This window comes from Paenibacillus motobuensis, from assembly GCF_039521865.1.
GTDB lineage: Bacteria > Bacillota > Bacilli > Paenibacillales > Paenibacillaceae > Fontibacillus > Fontibacillus motobuensis.
Map to the genome: position 1 here is coordinate 38,748 of NZ_BAAACX010000027.1, position 17,268 is coordinate 56,015.

A 17,268-nucleotide genomic window follows, 5' to 3' on the forward strand; every position below is an offset into this window, starting at 1 on the left:
ACTTCAAATTCTATAATAAAAAAAGCCGACAGAGCTCTTTCTGCCGACTTCGCTTATGTGCGATATACTATTTTATTGAAATTTGAGCTTCTACTCTACTTGTTCAGCCTCTTCTTCTCCGGGTTCTACATGTACATGGACATGCATCACATTCTTGGTCCGACTCATCCGCTCTTCCACCGTATCACAAATTTTGTGGCCCTCAAGCACAGTTAAATGTGGATCAACCTCGATTACCACATCGACGAGAACGTGGTTGCCATGGACACGTGCCTTCAGATCCTTAATCCTCTCCACCCCTGGAATCCGCGAGATCGTCCCGCGCAGGTCCCCAAGCTGTTCCTCATCAAAGCCGTCCGTCAACCGATATGTCGAGTCCCTGAATATGTCCCAAGCGGTCTTGCATATCAACACCCCTACCGCCAGAGCGGCTACGATATCAAGCCATGGCATACCGAATTGCGCCCCAATAATTCCTACAGCCGCTCCTACACTAACCAGGGCGTCTGAGAAATTGTCCTTAGCCGCCGCCATTAGCGCCTGATTGTTAATCTGCTGAGCCAGTCCGCGATTATATAAGTATACGCCGCCCATCACAACAGCACAGATGATGGCTATCCCCGCAGACCATAAATCAGGCTTCGTCTCATTCCCCGCGAATAGCGAGCGGATCGCCCCGATTATTACCTGAATTCCAACCATCGCCATAATGAAAGAAGCTATAAGTGCGGCCACGGTCTCCGCACGAAAATGCCCGTACGCATGATCAGAGTCTGGCGGTTTCTGCGAAATCCGCAACCCGATTAATACAGCGAGCGAAGCGACAATATCCGTTAAATTGTTGAATCCGTCCGCGAGCAGCGCGCTCGAAGCGAATATATAACCACTAATCAGCTTAAAAGCAGACAATGTTACGTAGGCTGCGATGCTTAACCAAGCCCCGCGTTCGCCTTTCCGTATATCCTCGTATACATTCAAGCCCCACACCTCCATACTTGCCTTACAAACTACAACACTATTAGTGAACGGTTCAAAAACTACCTCTAATATCAAAAGGGTTACTACATCGTACCAGATGAAAATCGTGTGGGTCTATAGAAACAGTGTTGCACCAAGGAAAAGTCAGCTGAGACCGCCCGAAACTCCCCATTTTGCGTACTTTTCAATTTAAATCATCATTCCCGTTGTTCCCCTTTTTAAAAACGTATACAATAAAGTCAAGCTTGTTCTTGAACCAGAAGGGGATGATATCGATGACAGAAAATAATGAGCCTCGTAAGATTGACTTGGCCGAAGCAATGCGCCAGAAACTTCAGCAAAAAAAGGAGCAGCAGGCGGCCAACAAACCAGGGGCCAAAAATGCCAATCAAATAAAAACACTTAAGAGTCAAAACAACAAAAAGCCGAACAACCAGCGCCGCCGTACTGGCGGATCATAGGCAACTATTACAATGAGAACAAAGACAAAGAGCCGAGAACCCGTCTATTTTAGACAGTTCCCGGCTCTTTTGATTTATGCGAATCTCTCTTCCGATATTCAAGTTGCAGAACAAAAGGTCGAAGGATTGTTAAGCTTCTTCAGGATACATGCTCTTGCGCAGAGCCTGAATCTCTTCGCTCTCCAAGTACTCATCATAGCTCATAATACGATCGATGATTCCGCTTGGCGTAATCTCGATAATGCGGTTGGCGATCGTCTGAATGAATTGATGGTCATGGGAAGTGAACAGAATTGTTCCATCAAAATCGATTAATCCGTTATTCAGCGCCGTGATCGATTCCAAATCAAGGTGGTTGGTCGGCTCATCGAACAACAGCACGTTAGCGCCATTCAACATCATCTTCGCCAGCATACAGCGCACCTTCTCGCCCCCGGACAGTACCGAAGCCTTCTTGAGTGCCTCTTCACCAGAGAATAACATCCGGCCGAGGAAGCCACGCAAGAATGTCTCATCCTGATCATTGGAATATTGGCGCAGCCAATCCACGAGATTCATCTCCACCCCATCGAAATAGCTGGAATTATCCTTAGGGAAATAAGCCTGAGATGTCGTTACGCCCCAGCTGTATTCGCCGGAATCCACTTCAAGCTCGCCCATCAGCACTTGGAACAACGTCGTCTTCGGCAGACCATTCGGTCCGACAAAAGCGATCTTATCGCCTTTGTTCACCACAAAGCTGACATTATCCAGTATTTTCTCGTTCTCTACCATCTTCGTAACGCCGTCTACGGTCAGCAACTGCTTGCCTGCCTCGCGTTCACCCTTGAAGTGCAGAAACGGATATTTACGGTTCGAAGGACGGATGTCATCGAGTGTAATTTTGTCGAGCTGCTTCTTACGGGAAGTTGCCTGCTTCGATTTCGAGGCATTCGCCGAGAAGCGCTGAATAAAGGCTTGCAGCTCTTTGATCTTCTCTTCCTTCTTCTTGTTCGCGTCGCGCTGCAACTGCTGCGCGAGCTGGCTGGATTCATACCAGAAGTCATAGTTGCCGACATAGAGCTGGATTTTACCAAAGTCGATATCAGCGATGTGTGTACACACTTTATTCAGGAAGTGACGGTCGTGGGATACAACGATAACTGTGCCTTCATAATCCATAAGGAAGTTCTCAAGCCACTGAATCGATTCCAAGTCCAAATGGTTAGTAGGCTCGTCAAGCAGCAAATTGTTCGGGCGTCCGAACAAAGCCTGGGCCAGGAGAACGCGGACCTTCTCATTCCCGCTGAGCTCTGACATTTTCTTATCATGCATTTCACGCGCAATACCAAGACCAATCAGCAATGCAGCAGCATCTGGTTCAGCATCCCAGCCATTCAGCTCGGCAAATTCGCCTTCCAGCTCACCGGCACGCATACCATCTTCCTCGGAGAAATCCGCCTTGGCATACAGGGCATCCTTCTCTTTCATAATCGAATACAGGCGCTCATGTCCCATAATTACAGTCTCCAACACAGGAAACTCATCATATTCATAATGGTTCTGCTTGAGGACTGCCATCCGCTCATTCGGCGTCATGAATACTTCGCCTTGATTCGGTTCAATTTCGCCGGACAGAATCTTCAGGAACGTCGATTTGCCCGCTCCGTTTGCCCCAATCAGGCCGTAGCAGTTGCCTGCCGTGAATTTTATATTTACATCCTCAAAAAGTGCTCGTTTTCCATAACGGAGCGTTACACCGCTAGTACTTATCATTTAGGCATTACCATCCTTTTTAAATAATGACACTACTGGTTCAACATTATAACATAGTTCCAGTTATAAGTTGAGTGATTCAAGGCGATCAGGAACGACTCTACAAAAAAAATAAGGCGACCGCTTCTCTTACGGCCACCTCAATGTCTCTCCATGGTGCAATACGCGAATCTGTTCCTCTGGAATGCCGCGGCGAGTCCGGTCCGCTTCAAGTCGATCCAGCGCCTCGCGCGCCGTATCATCCGCCAGCCTGAACGTGCCATAATGCATCGGCACCATCAGTTTGGCCCGAACGTCCTCAAACGCCTGCAGCGCCTCTTCCGGTGTCGTATGCTGGGAGGTCATGAACCATTCCGGCTCATAAGCACCGATCGGCAAGAGAGCGATGTCGATCTCAAAGCGCTGGCCGATCTCAGCGAACCCTCTGAAATATCCGCTATCGCCAGCAAAATACACGATAGGATGCTTCTGCAATCTCGCCTCTGCCGTCTCACCACACAACTCAAGCACGAATCCGCCCCAATGCGACGTGTTCGTATCCCATGGGGTTCGGCGTGTCCAGTGCTGGGTAGGGACAAATGTGATCTTCACATTGTCAAGCTGCAGCTCCTCCCACCAGCCGAGCTCATAAGTGCGCTCGAAGCCTTTGCGAACCATTTTACGCTTTAACCCGCTGGGGACGACGAGCTTTGTCTTGCTCCCATATAATCTACGGATTGAAGCTAAATGCATATGATCATAATGAGAATGAGATATAAGAATGACGTCAATCTCCGGAATGTCCTGCAGCGGTATTCCCGGGGTGCCTAACCTCCGCTGGAATCCCATCCGCTTAGCCCAGACCGGGTCGGTAACTAGATTCAAACCTGCATACTGAATTAGGAAGGTTGCATGCCCAATCCAGGTAACGGATAGTTCAGAGCGGTTTCCCTTCAAAAAAGCCAGATCCGGGGGGAAATTAGGAATGACGTACGAATAATCCTTACGCTTTCTACGGCGTTCATCCCGCCACTGCTTGAACTGCTTCAGTGTCCGGTCTGTCCCGACATTGTCCAAATTGTTGTAACGCTTCCTTGCCATCTTGTATTGGCTCCTCCTTCCAGTCCCCTTCATCCTATGAGAGCCATTGAAATTCCGCCTGTACGACTTAACCCTATTGTAAAACAACTATCCCGTCATTCCAAATTTCAATTTCAATCCGAGGGATCTTTATACCGGAATGAATACAGAAACAGAAAAGCGACGGCAATGACAATCACCAGCTCAGGAGCTACGAAAATAATAAATTTCTCCATGCTCTCCTATCCTTTCTTTGGCGAACTGCCGCGCACGTATTTGGCATCAAACAAGAACAACCGGAGCAGGATGATCAGCGAAGGAATAAGCACGAACAGCCCGGCGATAAAAACAGTAATTAAGGCCACTGCCATCGTCTCATTGGTGAAGCTCTCATGAATGCTGACTTGCTTATACAGAATATACGGCAGATGAGAATGACCATAGCCATACCAGGCGAACCCGAACTGCAACATGACAAGTATGAAGGTCCAGCCAAGGTTCCTCCGCTTCCATACCAGATAGACAGCAACCAGGTAGCAGATCAGTGAGAGAATGAACACCCAGGCGATGCCTAGCATATTGCTGAAATGCTCGGGATTCTGCCTGTTGATTTGGAAGAAGGCGAATACACAGGCAAGAATAGTCGGACCGCTCCACCAGAGCGCATAACCACGCAGCACTTCAAAGGCTGCACGGTCCCCCGCTTTGTCTGCATAGTAGGTCAGGAACATCGCGGAGATATAGAGCACAGATACGAGCGCTAGGATGATGACCGACCAGGTATACGGATTGCTGAAGAAGGAGCCCCAGTTCAGATGTACCTTATTATTTACCTCCGTAATGATGCCGCCTTCGGAAATGGCCAGTATCGTAGAGAGAGCCGCAGGGATTAGAAGGCCGGTCGCTCCATAGATCGCCATGTATATTTTGTTGTCTTCTTTACTGCTGCCATAAGTATTATAGGCATAGTAGGCACCCCGAAGTGCAAGCAGCACTGTCACCAGACTGCCGGGAATGAGCAGCGCCGTGCCGTAAAAATAAGCAGAGTCGGGAAAGAAGCCGACAAGGCCAACCACGAAGAAGATTAGAAATACGTTGGTGACTTCCCATACCGGGGACAAATAGCGCTGGATAATGCTATGCACCTTGTTCTCATGTCCCGTAATCACGCTGTAATAGCTAAAAAATCCCGCTCCGAAATCGACAGAGGCAACGATTAAATATCCGAACAGAAACGTCCACAGTACCGTGATACCGACCAATTCATAGCTCATTTTACCGTTCCTCCTTCAATCCCAAGCTCACGCATTTCATCAACGACATCCTTGCTGCGGAACAATCTGGCTAACACGATGACGCATGAGCCGCACAGCACGATGTACAGCAATGCGAACAGTAGGAGCATAGAGCCTACGCTATTCGAGGTCGTCGCCGCTTCTCCCACCTTCATATACCCGCGCACAATCCAGGGTTGACGGCCAAATTCGGCAAACAGCCAGCCTAACTCAATCGCTACGACCGCCAGTGGTCCCAGCAGCAAGATACCGAGCAGCAGCCACTTCGGATATCCGCCATGCCGGTTCCCAGGCAGCAAACGCCTGATCATATATAGGAATGGGATCAGAACAAGCAGTATACCAATCGTCACCTTCAAATCAAACATATAGTGAATGAATAGAGGCGGACGTTCGTCCTCCGGGAATTCATTCAACCCGATCACCTTCGTATCCGGCTTATTCCCGGCTAGAATACTGAGTGCATAAGGGATTTCAAGCCCGTACCTGACTTTATTGTTCTCATCCAACACGCCGCCAAAGACTAAGGGCGCCTCTCGCCTCGTCTCGAAATGCCATTCAGCGGCAGCTAGCTTCTCCGGCTGATACTTGGCCAGGAACTTGCCCGAGAAATCTCCGATGATCGCTGTGGACAGAGCAAATATGAAGGCGGACGTTACCGTCAGCTTCAACGCTTTTTTGAAATAGGCCTCCTTCCGCCCCATCAGCAAGCTGTAAGCAGCGACCCCCGCCAATAGACAAGCACTCACCGTATAGGAAGAAGCAAGTACGTGGGATACCTTGGTCGGTGTAGCCGGATTGAACATGGCGACGAGCGGATGCACGTCGGTAAATACTCCGTTCTTGAGTGTGAAGCCCTGCGGCGTATTCATAAATGCGTTCAAAGTCGTTATAAAAAAGGCTGAGGCGGACGATCCGATCGCTACGGGGATCAATAGAAGCAAGTGCAGCATCGGACGCTTGAAGCGATCCCAGGTATACAAATAAATCCCGAGGAAGATTGCTTCAATGAAAAAAGCGAATGTCTCCATAAAGAGCGGCAGAGCGATAGCATGTCCTGCTACACGCATAAAGGTCGGCCAGAGCAGGCTAAGCTGCAGCCCGATCGATGTCCCGGTAACGACACCGACTGCAACGGAGATCACGAAGCCGCGCGCCCATCTTCGAGCCAGCAAGGAATATTGAGGATCCTGGGTCTGAATCCCTCTCCACTCCGCCAGTGCGATCATTAACGGTACACCAACGCCAAGCGAAGCAAACACGATATGTACGAACAGGGTAAGTCCGGTAAGAATACGACTGAGCGTAACCGGATCATAAGACATGACGATCTTCCTCTCTAGTTGAACATAGTGGTCTGCAGGATGAGCCTTCTATATCAATAGTAATTCAGAAATCTCAGCAGGCTCTTGATGAAGGCATACAGCATAATAACTGCTATCACAAGGCTGACCAGCGCCAGCTTCTTCTCCTGTCTTCTCGAACTCATGATCCTGCCCCCTTAAATTTCCATAAGCTTATTGTGTCTTTCATGTTCCTTTTTATTCCTGAATACAACGCAAAGGGCTGCCCCTAACGGGACAGCCCCACGATTGTCATATGGCTGGAACATGGCCTTACTTATCGTATGTCAACTTCTCCATCATTCGATTCAGCACAGCGGCACTCTCGGCTCTTGTCGCATTCAACTTCGGCGCAAATTGATTGCGACTGTCGCCGCAATCCTATGCCGACTTTACCGTTTTCCAGAATCAAAAGGCTCTCCGACAGCCTTCGGTGCATTGGACGATTTCGAGAAGATAACCAAGGCGATCAGTGTCACCACATAAGGGAGAATCTTAAGAATGACTGGCGGGAATACGGCCAGCGACGGAATGACCTGCGATACGTTAGCTACGGTGCTGGCGAAGCCGAAGAATAGGGTTGCCAGCAAGATGCCCATCGGCTTCCATTGACCGAAAATTAACGAAGCCAAGGCAAGGAAACCAAGGCCCGCCACATTCCCGGTAAACTCTCCCGAGTAAGTCAATAGAATTGTCGCCCCGCCCAGCCCGGCAAATGCCCCGGAGATCATAACGCCGATATAACGCATCGCTCTCACACGGATACCTGCTGCTTCAGCAGCATGCGGATGCTCACCACAAGAACGAAGACGGAGGCCAAATGGCGTCTTGTACAGCAGAAATGCACTGACTAAGAGAATGATTACGACTAACAATGTCGACGCATACATTTTGGTGAAGAACAAGTCCCCAATGATTGGAATCTTGGATAGCCCAGGGAAATTAAAAGGCATGAAGCCCTGTGTGATCCGAATATTCCCGCTACCGGTCATATTACGTGCCAGGAAGATGGTCAATGCGCCGGCAATCATATTGATTGCCGTACCACTAATAATCTGATTAGCGCTCAGATTGATACTCGCAAAGGCATGCAACAATGAGAATAATGCGCTTACCACAGCAGCAGCCAGCAGTCCTACCCACAGAACCCACCACGAGCCCAGATAATGTTCCTGTAGCTTCGATACGACAAAAGCGCCGGTAAATGAACCGACAATCATCAAACCGTCGAGACCGATATTCACGACCCCGCTTCGTTCACTGAACAATGCGCCCAGGGCGGTAATCAAAAGCGGGATAGTGAACACGATAGCATACGGAAAAATCTGTTCAAGCGTTGTCCACATGGTCTTGTTCCCCCTGCTTTTTATTTGCTGCACGACGCACCTTCAGCTTGCGAATCAGTCGTTCGATAAGAATGCTTGTCGCGGCAAAATAAATAATGATGGCGATGATAGTATCAGCAATTTCTGGCGGGATTTCAGTCATGGCATTCATGAATCCCCTACCGGAATATAACAGGCCGAAGAACAGGGCCGACATTAATACGCCCAATGGTGTATTGCTGCCAAGCAACGCAACAGCAATGCCGTCAAAACCTTGGGTTGGCAAAATACCGATCTGAATGCTCGACGCATTCCCTGTGTATTGTGCAACCCCTGCCAGGCCGGCGATACCACCAGAAATAAACATAGACAGCACAATGCTCCGTTTAACAGCAATGCCTGCATATTCAGCCGCGTGACGGTTGAATCCGACCGCCTTCAGCTCATAACCAAGCGTCGTCTTGTTAATCAGGAATGCGACCAACAGCACGGCGATTACCGCGACAAAAAAGCCCAGATTGATGTAAGATCCTTGGAATAAGTCGCTTAGCCACTGCTGATGCAACATCGCTTCTGGCGGGAGCTGACGCGATTCTGTCTCCAGGCTCGTTCCTTTGAAATAAGCTGGAACGACATAATATACCGTCCAGTAGGCAATCCAGTTCATCATGATCGTAGATACAACTTCATGCACGTTATATTTGGCCTTCAAGAAGCCCGGGATCACAGCCCACAGAGCACCGCCGATAAACCCGATGATTATCATCAACGGCAGAAGAATCGCACTAGGCAGATGCAGTGTTAAACCTATGGCTGTAGCAGAGAAGCCACCGATAAGCATCTGTCCAGCCGCTCCGATATTAAACAATCCGGTACGGAACGCGAACGCAACTGATAAACCTGTCAGGATAAGCGGAGTTGCAGTCGCCAGCGTATTTCCGATCCTTTCCGGGTTCTTCAGTCCGCCCTGGATGAGATACATATACCCTTCTACCGGATTATGACCAGTCACCGCCATAAGCAATGCCCCTGCGATAAGTCCGAACAGAACGGCAAGCAACGATTTAACGCTGTTATTCATGCGGTGCCCTCCTCCTTATGATACCCGGCCATCATCAGCCCGAGCTCTCTTTCGTTCGTTTCGGAGGCATTGACAATCCCTATCAGTTCGCCATTATTAATAACCGCGATACGATCAGCCAGATTCATTACTTCATCTAGCTCCAACGAGACGAGTAGAACGGCTTTGCCCCTATCTCGCTGCTCCACAAGGCGCTTGTGAATATACTCGATAGAGCCTACATCAAGCCCCCGGGTCGGTTGAACCGCAATCAGAAGGTCGGGATCGCGTTCTACTTCTCGTCCGATAATCGCCTTCTGCTGGTTGCCTCCTGACATCGAGCGAACGATTGAACTTCCGCCTGTTCCTGACCGAACATCGAAGCTTTGAATAATATGCTCTGCATGCTCACTGATCGCTGCTGACTGAAGTAGACCCTTCTTGGAGTATGGCTGCCGATTGTACACTTCAAGAATTAGATTCTCCTCGAGCGTGTAATCCAGCACTAGTCCCCGCTTCTGGCGGTCCTCAGGAATATGTCCAATTCCACTGTCGTTGCGCTGGCGAATGGACAAGTCATTTAGAGTCTTTCCATTTAAGGTTATGGTCCCGCTCTCCACCGGACGAAGACCAGTAATAGCTTCAATTAGCTCAGACTGCCCATTGCCATCTACCCCTGCAATCCCTAATATCTCGCCGGCTTGTAGACTAAGACTGAAGGATTTAAGCGCTTCGACCTTCTTACTGTTCTTCACCGTGAGCGATTGGATCTCAAGCACGGTTTTACCCGGCTTGCTCTCTTCTTTGTCTACCTTGAAGGAGACGCTGCGTCCTACCATCATTTCAGCCATTTCTTCGCGGCTGGTGTCGGCAACATTCACTGTTCCGATCGTCTTCCCACGGCGAATAACGGTGCATCGGTCTGCGACTGCTTTGATCTCCTTCAGCTTGTGGGTAATCAAAATAATAGACTTACCTTCATTAACCAGATTCTTCATGATATCCTGCAGGTCTTTGATCTCCTGTGGAGTCAACACTGCGGTCGGCTCGTCGAAGATGAGTACTTCCGCATCGCGGTATAACATCTTAAGAATCTCAACCCTCTGCTGCATGCCCACCGAAATATCTTCGATCTTGGCATAGGGGTCTACATTGAGGCCGTATTTCTTGGACAGTTCCTCTACCCGCTTGGCAGCGGTTCTCACGTCCAGGCCGAAGAAAAATTTGCGAGTCTCACTGCCTAGAATAATATTCTCGGTCACGGTAAATGGCTCAACCAGCTTGAAATGCTGGTGCACCATCCCGATGCCAAGCTTGTTCGCCACATTCGGATTCGAAATCCGCACTTCCTGGCCTTTAACCTTAATAACTCCACGGTCAGGCTGATACATTCCGAACAGGATGCTCATCAACGTTGATTTGCCTGCCCCGTTCTCACCCAGCAGGGCATGAATCTCGCCCTTCTGCAGCCTAATCGTAATGTCATCATTGGCAACGATACCCGGAAATTCCTTGCGGATGCCCACCATCTCGACAACATAGTCCATGGTATAGGGATCTCTCCTTCATTAATAGTAAGTTTTGTGTGGTTCGGAAGTTAACCAGAAAAACGCCAATCGACGCACCTCAACGAGAAAGACCTCGGCAAATGGTCAATTTGCTTGCGATATCAGGATGTATACCCTTGCTGCATATTCTCTTCGTTACCTTAAAAAAAGACGGAGGAAACTCCGTCTTTTTTATTAAACTCGATGTCGCTTGCTTCTAGGATTACGTCGATTCAATTGATCCGTGATAGGGATTACTTAATCAGGTCGCCTTGCTCCCCAGCTACAGTAATTTCTCCGGATTTAATCTTGCCATATACTTCGTCCACTTGCTTAAGAATGTCATCGCTAAGGTTCGGGTTCTTCTCTGGCAGGCCTACGCCATCACTCTTCGCATCAAGCGTAAGTGTCTGTCCGCCTGGGAACTTGCCTTCCAGCTCTGCCTTAATCATGTCATAAGCAGCCTGGTCAATCTTCTTGACAGCGGAAGTAAGAATAACTGATTTGTCTCCTTCATAGATGCCGTCTTGATATTGGTCAACGTCAACGCCTACGACCCAAACGTCTGAACCGTTCTTAACACGGGTCTTCGTCTCGTTGATAGCGCCTACACCTACGCCGCCTGCAGCTGCGAAAATAACGTTTACGCCGCGGTCATACATTTGTGCAGCGAGCTGGCTGCCTGCTGCAACGTTATCGAAGGAACCTTGGTATACCACGTTCTCTTTGTTGATCACGAGTTTCGTACCTAGATTTTCATTTGCATACTTCACACCCTGCTGGAAGCCCCAGTTGAACTTCTGTACAGGAGGAATTTCCATACCGCCGATAAAGCCGGCTTGCCCGTCCTTCACGTGCAGAGCCGCCGCTACACCAGCCAAGAATCCTGCTTCATGTTCCGCGAAGAAGATAGAAACGGTGTTCTCTTTTACGACCGGCTCAGCACCTTGCTCCCCAGAGTTTGGTGCTCCGTCGATAAGAACGAATTTAGCATCAGTATATTTGTCTTGAGCACTAAAAATAGCGGTTTCAAATTTGAAGCCAGGTGTTACGATAAATTTGAAGCCTGCATCGTACAGATTACCGATCTCTTTCGAATAATCTGCTTCCGTTGTTCCGGCTGGTTTCAAGTATTTGTAATCCACCTTGAAATCCTTGTTAGCCATCACGATGCCCTCATAGGTACCTTGGTTAAAAGACTTGTCATCGATAGTTCCAGCGTCCGTAACCATCCCGACCTTGAAGTTCGCTTTAGGTGTATTTCCTCCACCGTTGCCGCTGGATTCCGATGTCGATTTATCCCCGCATCCCGCCAACATGGTGACCGATAACACCACACTTAATAAAGCTATGACCCCTTTTTTCATTAAGGACAACCCTCCTATGAATATATGCACAAATGAAATGATAGATTCGTGCTACCTACAATATATTAATAAATTTTACTCTTTTCAACATGAATTCGTAGGATTGCATCAAACTGCATCAATACCGCGGTAAATCATTCAAGTCCCTATTGGAGAAATTATGTAAAAAACACCTTGAACGAATGCTCACATTTTTCCAAAGTTTAATTTACCAATTCCTTTAGCTGGCTTGGGATTCACGGCTTATTAAGGTAGAATAAATATAAATAGCGCGAATTCAAAAATTCAAACTTTTAATTTCTTTGTGAAGGGAGAATTGTGAACAAATTATGAAAATTATTTTTATAGAACCGACCCCTAGCCCCAACTCTATGAAGCTTCATCTAGATGAGAGCCTGGAGCCGGGAATTCGCAGAACATACACATTGGACAATGAACGCTCCGCTCCGGCCTGGATCAGACAAATGCTGAACATCCCAGGGGTGAAGAGCGTCTTCCACACCGCGGATTTCGTAGCATTGGATCGTAAGGGTGGTGCAGACTGGGCCGCAATTCTGGCCGCCGTCCAAGAACAATTCGGCCAGGATCATGTGGAATCCGCCTGGAATCCGGAGGATGGAGAAGCCCATGGCTTCGGCGAGGCACAAGTATTCGTGCAATTCTTCCGTGGTATTCCAATGCAGATTCGTGTTAAATCTGGCAATCAAGAGGAGCGTATTGGACTATCCTCCCGTTTTGTTGATGCCGTCACTGAGGTCGCCAGCGCCACATTGATTAAAGAGCGCAAGCTGGTCGACTACGGTGTGCGTTATGGCGAATTGCCAGATATCGCCCGCGAAGTAGAGCAGGAGCTTGAAGCTGCTTATCCGGCTGAACGGCTGCAGGAGATCGTGAGTCAAGCGATTGCCCATGGCCATAGCGATGCCGAATTTGTCGAGCATCGCCGCGTGCTCAGTTTAGCTGAGGTTGAGGAACAAATGCAAGATAGCGACTGGCATGTGCGATATGCCGGACTTGAAGCACTGCAGCAGCCAGGACCAGAAGCGATGCCTCTGCTTACAGAGGCACTGCGTGACAAACAGATGCAGGTCCGCCGTCTGGTGGTCGTCTACCTTGGCGACATCCGTACGCCAGAAGCAATGGAACTGCTCTACGAGGCGCTGCGCGATGCTTCCGCAGCTGTTCGCCGTACCGCTGGCGATACGCTGTCCGATATCGGCGATCCGGCTGCGACAGGGCCAATGATCGAGGCGCTGCAGGACAAGAGCAAGCTGGTCCGCTGGCGGGCGGCGCGCTTCCTGTACGAGGCGGGCACCGACGAGGCGCTTGAGGCATTGCGTGCCGCAGTTGGTGATCCCGAATTCGAGGTCGGCCTACAGGCCAGAATGGCCGTGGAGCGGATCGAATCCGGAGAACAGGCCGCCGGCACCGTCTGGCAGCAAATGGCGAAGCGCGATAGATAACGACAGTCAATTTTTAGTGGTTGCCCTACCAGATGGCATAAGATATACTTGCTAGTGTTGTAGCAACTGAATATTTTTTAGCCTCATCATTGCAGGTGAGGTAGAGGTCGCAACTGTGAAGAGTATACCGGAGGAGGCGTATGAAGCCGCCTATGAATCCGGAGGAAAGGCACCGTTGCCGAAGCGTTCAATCAGCTTCAATCCGATTGAGACGCTGGGGCTGTCATCGAAAGAGACAGAACTGTCACAATTTCTTATACCATGTGGGAAATTGTGTTGAGCTATCTTCATGAAGGAATGGTGCGGAGATTTCGTGTATATATTACATGTCCATAACAGGACCGCGGATATTCTTCCGTGGTCCTTTTCTATTTTCCAACAGCTGCGGCCTCTGAGAGTGGGTTCCTGAAGAAGGATTAACACTATTTTCTCTGAACCCGAATGTAAAACACTGTTTTATGGAACATTCATCTTAAGGAGTGCTGTTCAATGAGTAATCAACCTAGCAAGACAAATTCGTCGTCTCTTAAACCGGGACTCAAAGCGAGACATATGACGATGATCGCCCTCGGCGGTTCAATCGGAACGGGCTTGTTCCTCGCCAGCGGCGGCGCCATTGCCTCCGCAGGTCCGGGCGGAGCCCTGCTGGCTTATGCAGCAGTCGGCATCATGGTCTACTTCCTCATGACCAGTCTGGGAGAACTGGCCACATATATACCAGACTCCGGGTCCTTCGAGACCTATGCCTCCCGCTTCGTTGATCCGTCCCTTGGCTTCGCCATGGGCTGGAATTTTTGGTACAACTGGGCAATCACGATTGCAGCCGAGCTGTCGGCTGCCACGCTTATTATGAAATACTGGTTCCCGAACAGCTCCTCTTTTGTCTGGAGCTTCCTGTTCCTGGCCTTGATCTTCGGGCTGAACGTATTGTCTGTCAAAGGCTACGGGGAATCAGAGTATTGGTTCGCCATCATTAAGATTGTTGTCGTCATCGTGTTCCTAATTGTCGGCGTTGCTATGATCTTAGGCATCTTAGGCGGCGAAGCTGTCGGCTTCAAAAACTTCACGATCGGGGATGCGCCATTTCATGGCGGGTTCTTCACCTTCCTTGGCGTATTTATGGCCGCAGGCTTCTCCTTCCAGGGCACTGAGATGATCGGGGTTGCTGCCGGAGAAAGTAATAACCCGCGGGAGCATGTCCCACGGGCGATCCGTCAAGTATTCTGGCGTATCCTGCTGTTCTATATTTTCGCGATCCTAGTGATTGGACTCCTGATTCCATACACGAATCCAAACCTGCTCAAGAGCGGGATCGACAGTATCGGCGTCAGTCCGTTCACCCTTGTATTCGAGCGAGCTGGTCTGGCCTTCGCCGCTTCAGCAATGAACGCGGTCATCCTAACTTCGGTGCTATCCGCTGGCAACTCGGGAATGTACGCTTCTTCACGCGTTCTCTATTCCCTGGCCAAGCGCGGTAAAGCTCCTCAATTCCTAGGCAGGCTGAACCGTCACGGCATCCCGATGAATGCTCTCCTGCTGACGACAGCAGTCGGCATGATCGCTTTCTTGGCTTCGCTGTTTGGTGATGGTGTTGTCTACACCTGGCTGCTGAATGCATCCGGAATGTGCGGCTTCATCACTTGGCTTGGCATCGCCATTAGCCATTACCGGTTCCGCCGTGCCTTCATGGCTCAAGGCCATGATCTGAATGAACTGCCGTATAGAGCAAAATGGTTCCCATTCGGCCCTATCTTTGCGTTCATTCTGTGTCTGATCGTTATTATTGGACAGAGCATGTCCCTGATCACGGAACATGGCTTTGATTGGCAAGGCTTAATAGCGGCATATGTTACGATCCCGGTCTTCCTAATCGTCTGGCTCGGGTATAAATGGAAACATCATATTAAGCTTGTCCCACTCAAGGAATGTGATCTCTCCTCCCCTACTCGCGGCAAGCAATAAGCGAGCTATTCCCAATGAATCTCCACCTGGAGATCATCGGTCCCATAGAGCGGAGACGCTAAATAGCTAATATTATCGATCGACAGATCATATAAACTAACCAGATCCTGAAGCAACTGTCTCTCAGAGCCGTTATAACGTACCGTAATGGTCGTTTTCCCGGCTTTGAGACTTTGCTTCACTTTTTTTTGCATGGCAACTGAATCGGTTATCGCGGCATTTGGGTAATACAGGTTATAACCGAGCTGCTCCTCAAGCGTATGATACACATCCCTCTTATCTTCGCCCTGTATTGCTAAAGAACGCAGGCTATCATGGTACAGTGTCGATGCCGCAGGATAAAGCTTGGTCCACTGGTGATCCTGCCTCATTTGTTCATCGGTAAGCAAATAATAGTTGTACCTGACTCGTTCCGGGTTATCCGGCGAAGGATCATCCCAGGTCGTATCCAGGTGATACCACAAGTTATCTAGACTAACGAGGTTCCAAGCATGAAGCTGCCCCCCCGCAGTACCTTCTACGATCATACTGTTGAATCCAGCCTCTTTTAATAATTGGTAGGTCAGCAGTGAATACCCCTGACATACCGCCTTTCCGGTGAGAAGACCTTCGTAGGCCGTATATTTCTGCAAATCGCGGTCGTATATAAGATGCAGCACAACATAATCATGAATCGCCTTAACCTTCTGGTGAACATTCATCTCGGGCGTTAGAATCTCCCGTAGAATCTCCTGTACGCGCCGCTTAACATAAGCGGACTGCTCCGCTGTCTCTCGATAGCTTACTTGCAAGTTTATTTTGGCGTAGCCGGACGTTCCTTTCCAGGAATATGTGTACCGGTCCACAATATATTTAGTGTATGGGTCGCTGTCCAGCGCCTCATTGATCGCCTGTTTGAGCAACTGCTCCAGTTCCTTGGTCGGCCCTTTATACTTTAAGGTGATAGAGGCTTCTCTTGCTCCTAATCCTTCAGCAAGCTTCAACTGCAAGTCCGTAGACGATGTAACATAGACCGAATCTGACGCAGCGTGCACATGGGGAACTCCAATATGGGGCGGAATTACACCCAGCATCACTGCACCTAACAATCCTGCCGCCAGCCAGCGTCTAACCATGCTTCGTCTCATGCCTCTTCATGCCCCCTTCACAAAAAGTTAATGACACAAGTGTTGGCCAACCCCTATGTAAGCCCATTGTAACATAGCCTGTACTGCAAAGGTTTTCTAGTTTTGTCGAGCAATAACGAATGGATCAAAAGATTAACATGGCAATAATTTCAATAATATGACATGAATTTCACGGAATTTTCTACCTAATCTACCTGAAGTTTTGATATAATAAAAAAGTTAATAATTGTGATATATGTCACTGCAAATCATACACGCAGTAGAATGGGGAGACACTCTAACTATGACCATCGTGGACCTTTCGGATATATCCGTCGAAATGTTCGTCACCGTCATGCTCTTTTTGCTTTTCATTGCCCCGCTTGTCAGTCTCGGAATATTGCGTCTATTTCAGGGCAAGAAAAAGGTCGGACTCAGTCTGATTGGTGGCGGAGTTGTTGTCTACTTAGTATTTCAGCTCATCATGTTATTACTTAATTGATGCCCATATGGAGGATGTCAGTTCACAATTATGCTGAATGGCATC

Annotated in this window: 15 protein-coding genes and 1 riboswitch; of the genes, 4 read left to right on the forward strand and 11 right to left on the reverse strand. The window is 49.0% G+C overall.

Going from position 1 to position 17,268, the window contains the following annotated elements; all coding sequences use genetic code 11:
- Positions 1–90 precede the first annotated feature (90 nt).
- Positions 91–978, reverse strand: a complete 888-nt coding sequence (locus ABD014_RS23325; protein WP_343865417.1) for a cation diffusion facilitator family transporter — start codon at positions 976–978, stop codon at positions 91–93.
- A 275-nt stretch (positions 979–1,253) separates the two neighbouring features.
- Here ABD014_RS23325 and ABD014_RS23330 point away from each other — a divergent pair, with 275 nt between their 5' ends.
- Complete coding sequence (locus tag ABD014_RS23330) at positions 1,254–1,439, forward strand: hypothetical protein (protein WP_127002646.1); 186 nt, start codon at positions 1,254–1,256, stop codon at positions 1,437–1,439.
- A gap of 129 nt (positions 1,440–1,568) precedes the next feature.
- On the opposite strand, the gene ABD014_RS23335 is transcribed toward ABD014_RS23330, so the two are convergent.
- The 9 genes from ABD014_RS23335 to ABD014_RS23370 all read right to left on the reverse strand — a co-directional run bounded on the left by ABD014_RS23335 (position 1,569) and on the right by ABD014_RS23370 (position 12,190).
- Complete coding sequence (locus ABD014_RS23335) at positions 1,569–3,194, reverse strand: ABC-F family ATP-binding cassette domain-containing protein (protein ID WP_343865418.1); 1,626 nt, start codon at positions 3,192–3,194, stop codon at positions 1,569–1,571.
- 129 nt (positions 3,195–3,323) lie between these two features.
- Positions 3,324–4,274, reverse strand: a complete 951-nt coding sequence (locus ABD014_RS23340; protein ID WP_343865420.1) for an MBL fold metallo-hydrolase — start codon at positions 4,272–4,274, stop codon at positions 3,324–3,326.
- Positions 4,275–4,387: 113 nt separating this feature from the next.
- Positions 4,388–4,489 (reverse strand): cytochrome bd oxidase small subunit CydS family protein, encoded by a 102-nt coding sequence (gene cydS, locus ABD014_RS24910; RefSeq protein WP_379337225.1) that lies wholly within the window; start codon positions 4,487–4,489, stop codon positions 4,388–4,390.
- Between the two features lie 6 nt (positions 4,490–4,495).
- Positions 4,496–5,527 (reverse strand): cytochrome d ubiquinol oxidase subunit II, encoded by a 1,032-nt coding sequence (locus ABD014_RS23345; protein WP_343865422.1) that lies wholly within the window; start codon positions 5,525–5,527, stop codon positions 4,496–4,498.
- A complete protein-coding gene (locus ABD014_RS23350) occupies positions 5,524–6,873 on the reverse strand; it encodes a cytochrome ubiquinol oxidase subunit I (protein WP_343865424.1) in 1,350 nt (449 codons plus the stop codon). Before ABD014_RS23350 ends, ABD014_RS23345 begins: the two co-directional genes overlap by 4 nt.
- A gap of 410 nt (positions 6,874–7,283) precedes the next feature.
- Entirely contained in the window at positions 7,284–8,237 is a 954-nt protein-coding gene (locus tag ABD014_RS23355) for an ABC transporter permease (RefSeq protein ID WP_343865426.1), read from the reverse strand.
- Positions 8,221–9,297: an ABC transporter permease gene (locus ABD014_RS23360; RefSeq protein WP_343865428.1), complete on the reverse strand. Its 1,077-nt coding sequence runs from the start codon at positions 9,295–9,297 to the stop codon at positions 8,221–8,223. The genes ABD014_RS23355 and ABD014_RS23360 overlap by 17 nt, the downstream gene beginning before the upstream one ends.
- Positions 9,294–10,823 carry an ABC transporter ATP-binding protein gene (locus tag ABD014_RS23365; protein WP_343865430.1) on the reverse strand — a complete coding sequence of 510 codons (1,530 nt, stop codon included), beginning with the start codon at positions 10,821–10,823 and terminating at the stop codon, positions 9,294–9,296. Before ABD014_RS23365 ends, ABD014_RS23360 begins: the two co-directional genes overlap by 4 nt.
- A 254-nt stretch (positions 10,824–11,077) precedes the next feature.
- Complete coding sequence (locus ABD014_RS23370; RefSeq protein WP_343865432.1) at positions 11,078–12,190, reverse strand: BMP family lipoprotein; 1,113 nt, start codon at positions 12,188–12,190, stop codon at positions 11,078–11,080.
- 329 nt (positions 12,191–12,519) lie between these two features.
- Here ABD014_RS23370 and ABD014_RS23375 point away from each other — a divergent pair, with 329 nt between their 5' ends.
- Both ABD014_RS23375 and ABD014_RS23380 read left to right on the forward strand, forming a co-directional pair.
- The gene (locus ABD014_RS23375; protein ID WP_343865434.1) at positions 12,520–13,653 is read left to right on the forward strand and encodes a virulence factor; all 1,134 of its coding nucleotides are present in this window, start codon (positions 12,520–12,522) and stop codon (positions 13,651–13,653) included.
- Positions 13,654–13,746: 93 nt separating this feature from the next.
- Positions 13,747–13,945, forward strand: a riboswitch (Lysine riboswitch).
- 197 nt (positions 13,946–14,142) lie between these two features.
- Positions 14,143–15,615 (forward strand): amino acid permease, encoded by a 1,473-nt coding sequence (locus tag ABD014_RS23380; RefSeq protein ID WP_343865436.1) that lies wholly within the window; start codon positions 14,143–14,145, stop codon positions 15,613–15,615.
- 5 nt (positions 15,616–15,620) lie between these two features.
- On the opposite strand, the gene ABD014_RS23385 is transcribed toward ABD014_RS23380, so the two are convergent.
- A complete protein-coding gene (locus tag ABD014_RS23385; protein WP_343865438.1) occupies positions 15,621–16,742 on the reverse strand; it encodes a transglutaminase domain-containing protein in 1,122 nt (373 codons plus the stop codon).
- 283 nt (positions 16,743–17,025) lie between these two features.
- On the opposite strand from ABD014_RS23385, the gene ABD014_RS23390 reads away from it, so the two are divergent.
- The gene (locus tag ABD014_RS23390; RefSeq protein WP_127002672.1) at positions 17,026–17,223 is read left to right on the forward strand and encodes a hypothetical protein; all 198 of its coding nucleotides are present in this window, start codon (positions 17,026–17,028) and stop codon (positions 17,221–17,223) included.
- Positions 17,224–17,268: the final 45 nt, after the last annotated feature.